The organism is Rhizobium binae, assembly GCF_017357225.1.
GTDB classification, from domain to species: domain Bacteria; phylum Pseudomonadota; class Alphaproteobacteria; order Rhizobiales; family Rhizobiaceae; genus Rhizobium; species Rhizobium binae.
This window is the reverse complement of record NZ_CP071604.1, coordinates 231419-245399: the sequence shown is the minus strand read 5'-3', so window position 1 is coordinate 245399 and position 13981 is coordinate 231419. Positions and strand designations below refer to the sequence as shown.

The window sequence follows — 13981 nt, the reverse complement described above, 5'->3', positions numbered from 1 at the left end:
CGGAAGGCGGCAACTTGTCGATGCTGCCGTTTTGCGATTCGGCCAGCCGGGAGGCCCGGAGGCGGACCCCAGCCAGGAAGCCGGGCCTCCCCGTCACTCTCAGTGCATCGAGATAGCGAATTAGGGCTAATCCTGTGAAAAACCGGAATCGCCGCATCCGGACTCGACAAGGTTCCATTAGCGTGATTGCATAGACCCATCAAAAGAGGGGTGACGATGTTCGAGGATCTGCTTGAGATGCAGGAACGCGGCGCGCGCGACCGTGCGCTCGGCCGCAGCCTGGCCGACAATCCGATGTCGAAACCGGATATGCTGCCGATCACCGATCTGCAGGAATGGTTTTCGATGTTCGAGGCCTGGCGCTTCGGCTGGTCGATCGAGGACGCGATGGCCGGGCACATCGATATGCCCCGGGAGGGCCACGCCGTATCCGGGAACGGCCGCGCCTTATCCGGGGATAGCCGCGGGGCGCGGCGCGCCTAAACCAGGACGGTCTGATCGACCCTGTCCTCAGTGCCGAAGAATTTCAGGTAACGTTCGACCTCCGCCGGTTCGCCGGTCGCCTTCTGCGGATTGTCCGAGAGCTTCACCGCCGGACGGCCATTGGCGTCGCTGACCTTGCAGACGATCGAGATCGGATTGAGGCCTGAGATTTCCGTCGGCGCGCAGCCGGCAAAGTCATTGGTGAGGTTGGTGCCCCAGCCGAAGCTCATCCGCACCCGGCCTTCGAAATGCCGGTAAGTGTCGATGATGGCGTCGACATCGAGGCCGTCGGAGAAAATCAGCAGCTTCTGGCGCGGATCGCGGCCCATCTTCTTCCACCAGTCGATGATCTTCTCCCCGCCTTCGATCGGCGGCGCGCTGTCCGGGCGAAAGCCCGTCCAATCGGCCACCCATTCCGGCGCGTCGCGCAGGAAGGCCGCGGTGCCAAAGGCATCCGGCAGGACGATCAGAAGGTTGCCGCCATAGAGCTTGTTCCAGTCGCGCAGGATCTTGTAGGGCGCGTTGCGCAGCTGCTCGTCGGTCTGCGCCAGGGCAGCGGCCACCATCGGCAGCTCATGGGCATTGGTGCCGACCGCCTCGAGATCGGAATCCATGGCCAGCAATACATTGCTGGTGCCGGTAAAGGCCGGCCCGATGCCTTCCTTCAGCGCCTCGACGCACCAGCGCTGCCAGAGAAAACTGTGGCGGCGGCGGGTGCCGAAATCGGAAATCCGCAAGCCCGGCAGTTCCCTCAGCCGCTCGACCTTCGACCACATCTTCGCCTTGGCGCGGGCATAGAGCACATCAAGGGTGAAAGGGCCCAGCGCTCTCATCGCCGAGCGCGACCGCAGCTCGTTGACGATCGCGAGCGCCGGGATCTCCCACATCGTGGTTTCCTTCCAAGCCCCGTGAAAATCCAGCACATATTGGCCGTCCCTCTTCGACAGCTCGTATTCGGGAAGCTGGAAGTTGGAAAGCCAGGCGAGGAATTCCGGCTCGAAAATCTGGGCGCGGCCGTAGAAGCTGTTACCCGCAAGCCAGATCATCTCCTTCTTGGAGAGCCGCAGCGTACGGGCGTGATCCAGCTGTTCACGCAATTCGCCTTCATCGATCTCCTCGGCGAGGTGGACGCGTTTGGTCCGGTTGATCAGCGTGAAGGAGGCATTGACGTCTGGATAGAGCTTCCAGATCATCTGCAGCATGAGCAGCTTGTAGAAGTCGGTATCGATCAGGCTGCGGATGATCGGGTCGAGCTTCCAAGCGTGATTGTAGACGCGTCTTGCAATATCGGTCTTGGCCATGAATTCCTGCCCCTGTCCAATCCGGTCAGGTGCTGCCAAGTATCCGGGCCGGCGCACGAAACCGGCTCGTGCGTCTTCTTATCGAAAAATCAGCGGGCAAAGTCCAGATAAAACATAAACATCCCGCCGCGGCATGGCGGCGGGATGGAAGATCATCTGGAATTGCTCTATTGCGCCGGCGTTGCAGGCTGGGCCGGTACGGCAGGCGCAACATTCGGGGCCGGCGCTGTTGCAGGCGTCTCGGTCGGCACTGCATTGCCATTCTGCTGCGTCGGGGCAGGTGCTGCGTCCGATTGCTGCTGCTGGAGCTGCTGGCCGGGCTGCCGCGGCGCCACCTCGTTCGCCTCGCGATTGCCCCAGATCTCGACCGGGATCCAGACCACGAAAGCGAGGATCAGCGCGACGAGCAGTACCGTCAGGATGCGGTATCCCATGCGCCCCTGCTTCGCCTTGACGGGCGGGATCTGCGCTTCCTTGTGAAGCTTGCCGTCGGATTTTTCCCAGCGTGTTTCCGTCTGATGCGCCATCATCGTCTCCTTCCGCTGTCTTGCCGGCCGATCCGGCCGGAAGAAACTGTCGCAGAGAAAACGGTCAGTCGTCTCGAAGGTTCCGGACGCTCAATAGCCGGCGGCGCGGTCGATCACGAATTGTAGCGGCTCACCGCGCTCGAAACGGGCGATCTGCGTCTCGACATGGCGGAACAGCGCGTTCTCTTCCGAGACCGCCGCGTCATGCGGGGTGATGAAGACGTTCTCCAACCGCCACAGCGGGTTATCTGACGCGAGAGGCTCGACCTCGAAAACATCAAGCGAAGCGCCGCCGAGGATGCCGCTCCGGATGGCCGAGACGATGTCGGCCTCGACCTGGCTCCGGCCGCGGCCGGCATTGATGAAGACCGGCCGCCCAAGCGCACCGTCGCGGCGGAGCTTTTTAAATAGCCCGCTATCGTAGAAACCCGTGGTGTCGGGTGTCAGCGGCAAGAGGCCGACGAGAATGTCGGTCCTGGCGAGAAACCCGGCCAATTGGTGCGCGTCGAAGGTCTCGACGCCGTCGATCTCTTTGCGGGTACGCGACCAGCCGATGACGTTGAAACCCATCACTTTCAGCTTGGCGACCGCGTCTTGCCCGAGCACGCCGAGGCCCATGACGCCGACCGTCACCTCCGCTGCTTCGGGCGCGATCAACTTCGCCCATTCGCCCCGCCGCTGGTGGCTGTCATGGGCGTATTGCCCGCGCAGATGCATGAGGCATTGCATCACCACCCATTCGCTCATGCGGGTGGTCAGGCTGCGATCGACGAAACGAACGATCGGTATCTCAGGCAGGCCATCCATGCCGATGATGTGATCGACACCGGCGCCGCCCGAGAAGATGACCTTGAGGTTCGGCGCCCGGTTGAAAAGATCGGCATCCGGCTTCCAGAGGAGCGCGTATTCGGCAGCGCTGAGATCCCGCAGGCGATCGGCCGGATCGGCGAGATTGATGCTGCCACGGTCGGCAAAAGCCGTCTTCAGCACGCGGGCGACACCTTCGGGATTGAACTTGATGTCGACGAGAACAGGAGGAGGTGCGGACATGATGCTCTTTACTGCTGCACGGCGGGCGTCGGCACCGCCTCGATGTTGAAGGCGGCGGCCATCAGCGCCTTGGTGTAATCGTCCTTCGGCGCACGGAAGATTTCCGCTGACGGCCCCTGCTCCACCACCTTGCCGAACCGCATGACGATGACGTCGTTGGCAAGCGCCTTCACCACCTTCAGGTCATGGCTGATGAAGAGATAGGCGAGGTCGTGCTTCTTCTGCAGGTCGCGCAGGAGATCGACTACCTGCGCCTGGACGCTCATATCGAGCGCCGAGGTCGGCTCGTCGAGCATGACGAAGCGCGGTTTGAGCACCATCGCACGGGCAATGGCGATGCGCTGGCGCTGGCCGCCGGAAAATTCATGCGGGTAACGCCAGCGCGTCAGAGGGTCGAGGCCGACCTCCTCCAGCGCCCAGCAGACGCGCTTGTCGCGCTCTTCGGCGCTCAAGGAGCGCTCATGCACCTTCAGCCCTTCGGCAATGATATCGCCGACCGACATGCGCGGGCTGAGCGAGCCGTAAGGATCCTGAAAGACGATCTGCAGCTGGTTGCGCAGCGGCCGCATCTCGCTGAACGAATAGCCGGCTATATCCTTGCCGACAAAAGCGATCCGCCCTTGCGAGGAGATCAGCCGGGTGAGTGCCAGGCCGAGGGTGGTCTTGCCGGAGCCGGACTCGCCGACGACACCGAGCGTCTGCCCGGCGCGCAGTGAAAGATCGATGCCGTCGACCGCCTTGACGTGGTCGACGACGCGGCGCATCAGCCCCGCCTTGATCGGGAACCAGACGCGAATGTCGGAACCTTCCATCACCACCGGCTTCGACGGATCGGCAAGCGGCGGCTCGCCGCGGGGCTCGGAGGCAAGGAGGTGGCGGGTATAATCGTGCTTCGGATTGGCGAAAACCTCCTCGACCGTTCCTGCCTCGACGATCCTGCCCTTGGTCATCACGCAGACGCGGTCGGCGAATTTGCGCACAATGCCGAGATCATGGGTGATGAACAGCATCGACATGCCGTGCGCTGCCTTCAATTTCCGCAGCAGTTCCAAGATCTGCGCCTGCACGGTGACGTCGAGCGCCGTGGTCGGCTCGTCGGCGATCAGCAATTCCGGCCGGTTGGCGAGCGCCATGGCGATCATGACGCGCTGGCGCTGGCCGCCTGACAGTTCGTGCGGATAGGCCTTCAACCGCTTTTCCGGCTCGCGGATGCCGACTTGGTTCAACAATTCCAACACGCGCTGGCGCGCCGGCTGGCCGGTGATGCCCTGGTGCAGGGCGAGGATCTCGGCAATCTGCTTCTCGATCGTATGAAGCGGATTGAGCGAGGTCATCGGCTCCTGGAAGATCATGGTGATGTCGTTGCCGCGCACCTCGCGCAGCGCCCGCTCCGATGCTTTCAGAAGATCCTTGCCCTTGAACAGGATTTCGCCGGAGGGATGGCTTGCCGAGGGATAGGGAAGAAGCCGGAGGATCGAATTGGCCGAGACCGACTTGCCGGAACCGGATTCGCCGACGAGCGCCACGACCTCGCCTTTGGCGATATCGAAGGAGATCCGATCGACGGCAAGCGACGTTTCGCCGCCCTGATGAAAGGCAACCGAGAGATCGCGGACGGAAAGGAGCGGTTCTGTCATGTCACTCATTGAAACGTCTTCCTCGGGTCGAAGGCGTCGCGCACGGCCTCGCCGATGAAGATCAAAAGGGAAAGCATGATCGACATGGCGAAGAAGGCCGTCAACCCAAGCCAGGGCGCCTGCAGGTTGGTCTTGCCCTGGGCGATCATCTCGCCGAGCGAGGGGGAGCCCGGTGGCATGCCGAAGCCGAGGAAGTCGAGCGAGGTCAGCGTCGTGATCGAGCCGGAGAGGATGAAAGGCAGGAAAGTCAAGGTCGCGACCATGGCGTTCGGCAGCAGGTGACGCCACATGATGGTGCGGTTGTTGACGCCGAGCGCGCGGGCGGCGCGGACATATTCGAAATTGCGGGCGCGCAGGAATTCAGCGCGCACCACGCCGACGAAGCTGACCCAGGAGAAGAGCAGCATGATGCCGAGCAGCACGAAGAAGCCGGGCGGCAGGATCGCGGCGATGATCAGCAGGATGTAGAGCACCGGCATCGACGACCAGATCTCGATGAAGCGCTGCAGCAGGAGATCGGTCAATCCGCCGAAATAGCCCTGCACTGCCCCTGCCGTCACGCCGATGATTGCCGAGCAGATGGTCAGCGCCAGGCCGAACAGCACCGATATGCGGAAGCCGTAGATGACGCGCGCAAGCACGTCACGCGCCTGATCATCGGTGCCGAGCCAGTTGAGATTGCCAAGGGTGCAGCCGGGGTCATTCACCCCTTGCGGGTAGCCGGAGCAACGCTCCTCCTCGCTCATCAGCCAGAAGGGGGGAGTCGGCGCCGAATGCGGAATGTTCGAATTGACCGAGCGGTAGGAATAACGGATCGGCGGCCAGATCATCCAGCCATTGGCATTGATCTCATCTGCTATCACCGAGGAGCGATAGTCGGTTTCGGCGAGGAAGCCGCCGAACTTCTCCTCGGGATAGTCAATCAGCACGGGAAACAGAATTTCGCCCTTGTAGGAGGCGATGATCGGCCGGTCGTTGGCGAGGAACTCGGCAAACAGGCTGAGCACGAACAGCAGCAGGAACAGCCACAGCGACCAGTAGCCACGGCCGTTCGCCCGGAAATTCTGCCAGCGGCGGATGTTCGTCGGCGACAGCAGGCCCTTGCGCGGCGGCTTGACCGGGGTTGCGGTGGCCGGATTTGCGGCAGCGTCCATCAGACATCCCTCCGCTCGAAATCGATGCGCGGATCGATCCAGGTGTAGATCAGGTCGGAGACCAGGCTGACGACTAGGCCGAGCAGCGAGAAGATGTAGAGCGTCGCGAAGACGATCGGATAATCCCGATTGACCACCGAGAGATAGCCGAGGCGGCCGAGGCCATCGAGCGAAAAGATGTTCTCGATCAGCAGCGAGCCGGTGAAGAAGGCGGAGATGAAGGCGCCGGGAAAACCGGCGATGATGATCAGCATGGCGTTGCGGAAAACATGGCCGTAGAGCACCTGCCGCTCATTCAGACCCTTGGCGCGGGCGGTGACGACATATTGCTTCTTGATCTCCTCTATGAAGGAATTCTTGGTGAGCAGCGTCGTCGTCGCGAAGGCAGCGAGCGAGAGCGAGATCAGCGGCAAAGTCAGGTGCCAGAAATAATCGAGCGGCTTCTGCCACCAGGCGAGCTGATCGAAATTGTCCGAGACCAGCCCCCGCAGCGGGAACCAGTCGTAGAACGAGCCGCCGGCGAACAGCACGATCAGCAGGATGCCGAAGAGAAAGCTTGGCACAGCATAACCGACGACGATGACACCCGAGGTCCAGACATCGAAGGTCGATCCGTCCTTCACCGCCTTGCGGATGCCGAGCGGAATGGAGATCGCATAGGAGAAGATCAGGATCCATATGCCGAGCGAGATCGACACCGGCAACTTTTCCTTGATGAGGTCGAGCACCGAGGTGTTGCGGAAGAAGCTCTCACCGAAATCGAAGCGGATATAGTTCCACATCATCTCGCCGAAACGCGTCAGCGGCGGCTTGTCGAAGCCGAATTGTTTTTCAAGCTTGGCGATCAGCTCCGGATCGAGCCCCTGGGCGCCGCGATATTTCGAGTTTTCTTCGCCGCCGCCGCCGCCGAGAAGATCACCGCCGCCGGACAGGCGCTGATCGGCGCTGTCGGCCTGGCCGGTCAGCTGGGCGATCACCTGCTCGACCGGACCACCGGGGGCGAATTGAACTACGATGAAGGAAATCGCCATAATGCCGACGATGGTCGGGATCATCAAAAGCAGGCGGCGAATGATATAGGCGCCCATCAGCCTTCAGCCTCCGGGAAAGTTTTTCCTGTCTGCACGCCGTTCAGTCCAATTCCACCCAATCCGCCAGCCTTCCCTTGCCGGCCCTGCCGGCTTGTCGTGATTCGCTTGTGCCATTTGGAGCCCAGAGCCCCTGCATTGCAAGCCCCGCTCATTTTGCCGACGTGGACCACCAGGCATCGGGGAAGCCAAGGCCATAAGTCGGAAACTCGGCCGGATGTGTCACCGTGCTCCAATAGGCGATGTTATAGGTATCGCGGTAGAACAGCGGGATGACATAGTGATTGGCAAGCAGGACCCGGTCCATGGCCTTAATCGCCGCGACCTGTTCCTCGCGGCTGGGCGCGAAGATGATCATGCGAATGAGCTCGTCGACCGCCGGGTTGGCGATGCCCGCATAATTGCGAGAGCCTTGCTGGTTGACCGAACCCGATCCCCAATAATCGGCTTGCTCATTGCCCGGATTCATCGTCTCCGCCCAGACATTCCATATCATGTCGTAGTCGAAGCTGCGCTCACGGTTGACGGCCTGCGAGGCGTCGACCGTCCGGACCCGCGCATCGATCCCGATTTTTCTGAGGTTGTTGGCGTAGGGCACCGCCCAGCGCTCCAACATGGGGCTCGACAGAAGGATCTCGAAACTCATCGGCTGGCCAGTCTTTGTATTGACCATCCGGTTGCCCTTGAGCTCCCAGCCGGCTTCTTTCAGCAGCGCAATCGCCTTGCGGAGGTTGTCGCGGCTTTTCTGCGGATCGCCGCCGACCGGATTGGTATAGGGGGTGGTGAAGACCTCCGGCGGAACCTTGTCCTTCAGCCCCTGTAGTATTTCAAGCTCCCGTCCCTGGGGCAGGCCGGAGGAGGCGAGGTCAGTGTTCCAGAAATAGCTGTCGATCCGCTTGTAGCTGTTGAAGGCAACCGTGCGGTTCAACTCTTCGAAGTCGAAACCATAATTCAGTGCCTCGCGGACCCTGATGTCCTTGAACAGGTTGCGGCGCATGTTGGGCACGAGCGCCTGCAGGATGCCGGTGGAGCGCAGCGGATTTTTGACCTCTTCCCTCTTGACCCTTCCTTCCTTCACTGCGGGAAAATCATATCCCGTTGCCCAGCGGGCGGCAGTCGTTTCCTGCCAATAGTCACTATTGCCGGCACGGAAGGCTTCAAATTCGACATCCCGATCACCGAAATAGGTGTAGATGACGTTGCGGAAATTGTTTTGGCCGACATTCACATTGAGGTCCTTGCCCCAATAGTCGTCACGCAGCTCATAACGGATTGTCGCGCCGGGGGAGAAGGAAGCAATCTTGTAGGGCCCCGACCCCATCACAGGCTCCAGCGTCGTCTTGGAAATGTCGCGCGGCTTGCCGTCCGGTCCCGGTGCCTCCCACCAATGCTTCGGCACGACCACCAGCTGGCCGAGAATGTTCGGCAATTCGCGATTGTTCTTCTCATCGAAGGTGAAGGTGACATCGCGCTCGCCGGTCTTTTCCGCCTTCACCACGTGCTTGTAATAGTTCGCCGTGAGCGGGTTGAGTTCCTTCGTCTTGTCAAGACTGAAGATCACATCCTCGGGCGTTACCGACTGACCATCCGCCCATTTTGCTTCCCGCCGCAGGCGAAAGGTCGCGCTGGAGACGTCAGCGGTATAGGAGAGGCCCTCGGCCAGCAGACCGTAGGAGACGAGGAGTTCGTCATCGGCCGGCTTCATCAGCGTATCGTAAACAAGCGACAGGCCCACCGCTGTCTGGCCTTTCGCGAGCAGAGGGTTGAACGTGTCGAAGGCGCCGCTTGCAGAGAGGCGCAGGTCTCCGCCTTTCGGGGCATCGGGATTGACGTAGTCGAAATGCGCAAAGCCCGGCTTGTACTTCATCTCGCTGATGACCGAGCTCCCGATCTGGAACGGCTGGTCCTGACCAACAGCCGCCATCGGCACCAAGGCAGCCGCAAGCGAGAGAAACAAACCGATCTTCGACGACAGAACTGCCATTCCCACTTTCCCCTGAATATTGATGGTTCGACAATACGAGAAATACAGGCGAAAAACAGGTAAGAGTTTGATTTTTGCCAGGCCCGCGAAATATTCAAGCTGCCAGGCCGTGTCTGAGATCCTCGATGCCTGAGGCGCTGCGGCGATCCGTCACCGCCTCCTCCAGCGCCCACCCGGCAAATCATCGATTCACCGAAATCTTTTTTCACGTTAGATTCGCAGGCAAATCACTTCTCAGGGGAACAGCATGGCATTCGGCTTCGCTCAGGCTTTCAGGAGATTCGGCAGACTGGCGCTTGCCGGCGCAATCGGTGCGGGCCTTGCCGCCGGCGACGTCGGCGCCGAGCAGAAGACGCCGAGCCCGGGCAGCGCCAAGGCGCTGTTCGGCGGCGTCAGTCTGCCGACACAGGGGCTGGCTCAGCCGATCGGCTTTTATGCCAAGGGCTGCATGGCTGGCGCTGTGGCTTTGCCTACCGACGGGCCGACATGGCAGGCGATGCGGCTTTCGCGTAATCGCCGTTGGGGCAACCCGGTAACCATCGCGCTGCTGGAACGGTTTTCGCAAGATGCCGCCAAATATGCCGGCTGGCCGGGCATTCTTGTCGGCGACATCGCCCAGCCGCGCGGCGGGCCGATGCCCAGCGGTCATGCCTCGCACCAGATCGGCCTCGATGCCGACGTCTGGCTGACGCCGATGCCGCCGCACCGTATGACGGCCGACGAGCGCGAGGACCTGCCCTTCACCTCGATGCTGCAGAAGAACAAGTTCCTGACGATCGATCCCCGGGTCTGGACGGAATCGCACGCGCGACTCTTGATGCTGGCCGCGAGCTATCCCCAGGTGGAGCGCATTTTCGTCAATCCGGCGATCAAGAAGAAGATGTGCGACACCTGGACGGGCGACCGCACCAATCTCGGCAAGCTACGGCCGGAATACGGCCATGACTCGCATTTCCACATCCGTCTCAAATGCCCGCCCGGCGCTGCGGGATGCACGTCGCAGGCCCCGGTCGCCGCCGGCGACGGCTGCGACAAGTCGCTCGCCTGGTGGTTCACGCCGGCGCCATGGGCGCCGCCGAAACCGCCGAAAGCGGACGCCAAGCCGCCGAAGCCGCCGCGCGAGATGATGGTTTCCGACCTGCCGAAGGCCTGCGCCGCCGTGCTCGACGCCGCTTCCGTCGCTTCGATTCAGGCCGCCACCTATGACGGCGAAACCTCCGCCGCAACCGCCTTCACTGCCGCCCCGGCAGCGGCACCAACTGCTGATGACGATGAGGCACTGCCGGATGTCGGCCCGGTTCCGAACGACAAGCCGACGATCCAATGAGGAGCGCCCCGGCGCTGTCTTTCAAATCGGAAATTCTTGGTATAGAAGCGGTCAAATCGATTGAATTGTGGTTCGGAGGGGTTGATGGCCGGCGGCAAATGCCTCGCATTGATTGCGCATGATCAGAAGAAGGACGACATGGCCGCATTTGCCCGCGCCAACAGGGACCTTCTCTCGCGCTGGAAGATCGTCGCGACAGGCACGACCGGCGGTCGCGTGCTCGATGCCGCTCCCGATCTCGACGTCACCAGGCTGAAAAGCGGGCCGCTCGGCGGTGACCAGCAGATCGGCGCGCTGATTTCGACCGGTGAGGTCGATGCCTTGATCTTCTTCGTCGACCCGCTGACGCCGATGCCGCATGATGTCGACGTGAAGGCGCTGATGCGGCTGGCGATCGTCTACGACATTCCGATGGCGCTCAACCATGCGACCGCGATAAAGCTCCTTCCCACTCTCGAAGCCTGATCAGCACGGAACCGGCCATGCCAAAATCTCACCACAGCATCGCTCCGCTGCCCTTCCCGATCCTGATCGGCGATATCGGCGGCACCAACGCCCGTTTTTCCATCCTGACCGATGCCTATGCCGAACCGAAACAGTTTCCGAACGTGCGCACGGCGGATTTCGTAACGATCGACGAGGCGATCCAAAAAGGCGTGCTCGACAAGACCGCCGTGCAGCCGCGCTCGGCGATCCTCGCCGTCGCCGGCCCGATCAACGACGACGAGATCCCGCTGACCAATTGTGATTGGGTGGTGCGGCCGAAGACGATGATCGAGGGCCTCGGCATCGAGGACGTGCTCGTCGTCAACGATTTCGAGGCGCAGGCGCTGGCGATTGCCGCCCTCTCGGATGAAAACCGCGAACGTATCGGCAGCGCCACCGGCGACATGGTCGCCTCGCGGGTCGTGCTTGGACCCGGCACCGGCCTCGGCGTCGGCGGCCTCGTGCATGCCCAGCACAGCTGGATCCCGGTCCCCGGCGAAGGCGGCCATATCGATCTCGGGCCGCGCAGCAAGCGCGACTATGATATCTTTCCGCATATCGAGACGATCGAAGGCCGCGTCTCGGCCGAGCAGATCCTCTGCGGGCGCGGCCTCGTCAACCTCTATAACGCCATCTGTATCGTCGACGGCATCCAGCCGACGATGAAGGAACCGGCCGACATCACCTCGCACGCGCTTGCCGGCAGCGACAAGGCCGCCGTCGAGACCGTCTCGCTGTTTGCCACCTATCTCGGCCGGGTGGCGGGCGACATGGCGATGGTTTTCATGGCGCGCGGTGGCGTCTACCTCTCCGGCGGCATCTCGCAGAAGATCCTCCCGGCCCTGAAGAAACCGGAATTCCGGCAGGCTTTCGAGGACAAGGCGCCGCACACCGCGCTGCTTCGCACCATCCCGACCTATGTGGTGACGCATCCGCTGGCGGCCCTTGCCGGGCTTTCCTCCTATGCGCGCATGCCGGCAAATTTCGGCGTCTCGACGGAAGGCCGCCGCTGGCGGCGCTGATCCCGGCGCGCGCCCCACCCTGATGCGGGGCGCTCTAGCCAAACCGATCCCAACTCTTTATAGACCCGCCAAAAGCACGCGTCGCCCCTGCGCCGCGTTTTGGTCGAGACAGGAAAGCTCATTATTGGAAGCGGCGGAAAGCAGAAAGCAGAGCGTCAACAGCGATACCGTCACCGGCATCCTGAAGCGCATCATCGCTGAAAACGGCCGCGACCATCTCTGGGGTTATGTCTTCGCGATCGCCTGCCTCATCATCGTGGCGCTTTCGACGGCGTTCACCGCCTGGATCATGCGGGCCATCATCGATGAGGCCTTCGCCAATCGCCGCGCCGATGTCGTCTGGATCATCTGTCTTTCGATCTTTATCGCCTTCGTGCTGCGCGGTTTTGCAAGTTACGGCCAGGCAGTGGCGCTTTCGAAGGTCGGCAACGATATCGTCGCGCGATATCAGCGCCGCCTCTACGCGCATCTGATGACACTTTCCGTCGGCTTCTTCAGCGAGGCGCGCTCGGCCCATATCGCCGCACAGGTCAGCCAGAACGTCAGCGGCATCCGCGACGTGCTCAACCTGACGATCACGTCGACGGTGCGCGACCTTCTGACCTTCGCTTCGCTGATCGGCGTGATGGTCCTTCAGGACCCGCTGCTCAGCCTTGCCGTGTTCATCATGGCGCCGCCGCTGCTCTATGCGCTGCGTTACGTCTCCAAGCGGCTGCGCTCGGCAACCCGCGAGGCCGTGCATCTGAACAGCCACGTGCTGGGCGCCATGCAGGAGACGATCCAGGGCATTGCCATCGTGAAGGCCTTCACGATGGAGGAGGAGTTGGAGCGCAAGGTCAACAAACTGATCAAAGGCGCCGAAAACCGGGCAAACCGGATTGCCCGGCTTTCCGAACGCACCTCGCCGCTGACCGAGAGCTTCGCGGGCTTTGCCGTTGCCAGCGTGCTTGCCTATGCCGCCTACCGTTCGATCTATTACAACGTGCCGCCGGGCGCCTTCTTCTCTTTCGTCACCGCCTTGCTGCTGGCCTATGACCCGGCTCGTCGGCTTGCGCGCCTGCAGGTGCAGATGGAGCGCGCCGTCGTCAATGCGCGGATGATCTATGAACTGCTCGACATGGAGCCGCGCCAGCGCGACCTGCCGGATGCAGGGCCGCTGACGGTGACGCAGGCGCGGATCGAATTCCGCAACGTCTCGTTCGGCTATGGTAAAGAGAGCGTGCTGAGCGGCGTCAGCTTCGTCGCCGAAGGCGGAGAGACGACGGCGCTGGTCGGTCCCTCGGGTGCCGGCAAATCCACCGTCATCAACCTCATTCCGCGCTTCTACGATCCGCGCGAGGGCCAGATCCTGATCGACGGACAGGACATCGCCCACATCACCAAGAAGTCACTGCGCCAGCAGCTCGCCTACGTCTCGCAGCAGCCCTATCTGTTCGAGGGCACGATCCGCGACAATATCCGATATGGCCTGCCGGAAGCGACCGATGCCGAGGTGGAGGAGGCTGCGCGGCTTGCCTATGCGCATGATTTTATCTGCGCCCAGCCGCAGGGTTACGATACACCGGTCGGCGAAAACGGCGTGACGCTTTCGGGCGGCCAGCGCCAGCGGCTGTCGATCGCCCGCGCGCTGGTGCGCAATGCGCCGATCCTGCTTCTCGACGAAGCGACGTCGGCGCTGGACACCGAATCCGAAGCCGCCGTGCAGAGGGCGCTCGACGAGGCGATGACCGGACGCACGGTGGTCGTCATTGCCCACCGGCTTTCGACCGTGGTGCGCGCCGACAAGATCGTCGTCATGCAGCAGGGCCGGGTCGTGGAAGAAGGCAATCACGAGACGCTTGCGAAGGTCAGCGACGGTCTTTACGCTCGCCTCAACAATCTGCAGAGGCCTTCGGCCTCCGATATAAACTGACCTGGTGAGA

At 62.1% G+C, this 13981-nt stretch carries 12 protein-coding genes; 5 read left to right on the top strand and 7 right to left on the bottom strand.

Going from position 1 to position 13981, the window contains the following annotated elements; all coding sequences use genetic code 11:
- Positions 1 to 216: 216 nt before the first annotated feature.
- Positions 217 to 483, top strand: a complete 267-nt coding sequence (locus J2J99_RS01125) for a CrpP-related protein (protein WP_168295596.1) — start codon at positions 217 to 219, stop codon at positions 481 to 483.
- On the opposite strand, the gene pncB is transcribed toward J2J99_RS01125, so the two are convergent.
- From pncB to J2J99_RS01090, 7 genes are all read right to left on the bottom strand, one after another.
- Entirely contained in the window at positions 480 to 1784 is a 1305-nt protein-coding gene (pncB, locus tag J2J99_RS01120; RefSeq protein ID WP_168295598.1) for a nicotinate phosphoribosyltransferase, read from the bottom strand. The two genes, J2J99_RS01125 and pncB, sit on opposite strands and share 4 nt — an antisense overlap.
- Positions 1785 to 1951: 167 nt before the next feature.
- Positions 1952 to 2314: a hypothetical protein gene (locus J2J99_RS01115; protein ID WP_168295599.1), complete on the bottom strand. Its 363-nt coding sequence runs from the start codon at positions 2312 to 2314 to the stop codon at positions 1952 to 1954.
- Between the two features lie 87 nt (positions 2315 to 2401).
- Complete coding sequence (locus J2J99_RS01110; RefSeq protein ID WP_168295601.1) at positions 2402 to 3361, bottom strand: 2-hydroxyacid dehydrogenase; 960 nt, start codon at positions 3359 to 3361, stop codon at positions 2402 to 2404.
- 8 nt (positions 3362 to 3369) lie between these two features.
- Entirely contained in the window at positions 3370 to 5007 is a 1638-nt protein-coding gene (locus J2J99_RS01105) for an ABC transporter ATP-binding protein (protein WP_168295603.1), read from the bottom strand.
- The gene (locus J2J99_RS01100) at positions 5004 to 6152 is read right to left on the bottom strand and encodes an ABC transporter permease (protein ID WP_168295605.1); all 1149 of its coding nucleotides are present in this window, start codon (positions 6150 to 6152) and stop codon (positions 5004 to 5006) included. Before J2J99_RS01100 ends, J2J99_RS01105 begins: the two co-directional genes overlap by 4 nt.
- Positions 6152 to 7240 carry a microcin C ABC transporter permease YejB gene (locus J2J99_RS01095; RefSeq protein WP_168295607.1) on the bottom strand — a complete coding sequence of 363 codons (1089 nt, stop codon included), beginning with the start codon at positions 7238 to 7240 and terminating at the stop codon, positions 6152 to 6154. Before J2J99_RS01095 ends, J2J99_RS01100 begins: the two co-directional genes overlap by 1 nt.
- Before the next feature lie 151 nt (positions 7241 to 7391).
- Positions 7392 to 9224 (bottom strand): extracellular solute-binding protein, encoded by a 1833-nt coding sequence (locus J2J99_RS01090; RefSeq protein WP_168295609.1) that lies wholly within the window; start codon positions 9222 to 9224, stop codon positions 7392 to 7394.
- A gap of 247 nt (positions 9225 to 9471) precedes the next feature.
- Between J2J99_RS01090 and mepA the strand changes: the two genes are divergently transcribed.
- The 4 genes from mepA to J2J99_RS01070 all read left to right on the top strand — a co-directional run bounded on the left by mepA (position 9472) and on the right by J2J99_RS01070 (position 13971).
- Complete coding sequence (gene mepA, locus J2J99_RS01085; RefSeq protein WP_168295611.1) at positions 9472 to 10551, top strand: penicillin-insensitive murein endopeptidase; 1080 nt, start codon at positions 9472 to 9474, stop codon at positions 10549 to 10551.
- An 84-nt stretch (positions 10552 to 10635) separates the two neighbouring features.
- The gene (locus J2J99_RS01080) at positions 10636 to 11016 is read left to right on the top strand and encodes a methylglyoxal synthase (protein ID WP_004673532.1); all 381 of its coding nucleotides are present in this window, start codon (positions 10636 to 10638) and stop codon (positions 11014 to 11016) included.
- Positions 11017 to 11033: 17 nt separating this feature from the next.
- Complete coding sequence (locus J2J99_RS01075) at positions 11034 to 12059, top strand: glucokinase (protein WP_168295613.1); 1026 nt, start codon at positions 11034 to 11036, stop codon at positions 12057 to 12059.
- Positions 12060 to 12183: 124 nt separating this feature from the next.
- A complete protein-coding gene (locus J2J99_RS01070) occupies positions 12184 to 13971 on the top strand; it encodes an ABC transporter ATP-binding protein (protein ID WP_168295615.1) in 1788 nt (595 codons plus the stop codon).
- The last annotated feature ends 10 nt before the right edge of the window (positions 13972 to 13981 follow it).

Bases quoted from the DNA above. Each gene is read 5' to 3' on its own strand.
- J2J99_RS01125 (WP_168295596.1), top strand. From the start codon at position 217: ATGTTCGAGGATCTGCTTGAGATGCAGGAACGCGGCGCGCGCGACCGT.
- pncB (WP_168295598.1), bottom strand. From the start codon at position 1,784: ATGGCCAAGACCGATATTGCAAGACGCGTCTACAATCACGCTTGGAAG.
- J2J99_RS01115 (WP_168295599.1), bottom strand. From the start codon at position 2,314: ATGATGGCGCATCAGACGGAAACACGCTGGGAAAAATCCGACGGCAAG.
- J2J99_RS01110 (WP_168295601.1), bottom strand. From the start codon at position 3,361: ATGTCCGCACCTCCTCCTGTTCTCGTCGACATCAAGTTCAATCCCGAA.
- J2J99_RS01105 (WP_168295603.1), bottom strand. From the start codon at position 5,007: ATGAGTGACATGACAGAACCGCTCCTTTCCGTCCGCGATCTCTCGGTT.
- J2J99_RS01100 (WP_168295605.1), bottom strand. From the start codon at position 6,152: ATGGACGCTGCCGCAAATCCGGCCACCGCAACCCCGGTCAAGCCGCCG.
- J2J99_RS01095 (WP_168295607.1), bottom strand. From the start codon at position 7,240: ATGGGCGCCTATATCATTCGCCGCCTGCTTTTGATGATCCCGACCATC.
- J2J99_RS01090 (WP_168295609.1), bottom strand. From the start codon at position 9,224: ATGGCAGTTCTGTCGTCGAAGATCGGTTTGTTTCTCTCGCTTGCGGCT.
- mepA (WP_168295611.1), top strand. From the start codon at position 9,472: ATGGCATTCGGCTTCGCTCAGGCTTTCAGGAGATTCGGCAGACTGGCG.
- J2J99_RS01080 (WP_004673532.1), top strand. From the start codon at position 10,636: ATGGCCGGCGGCAAATGCCTCGCATTGATTGCGCATGATCAGAAGAAG.
- J2J99_RS01075 (WP_168295613.1), top strand. From the start codon at position 11,034: ATGCCAAAATCTCACCACAGCATCGCTCCGCTGCCCTTCCCGATCCTG.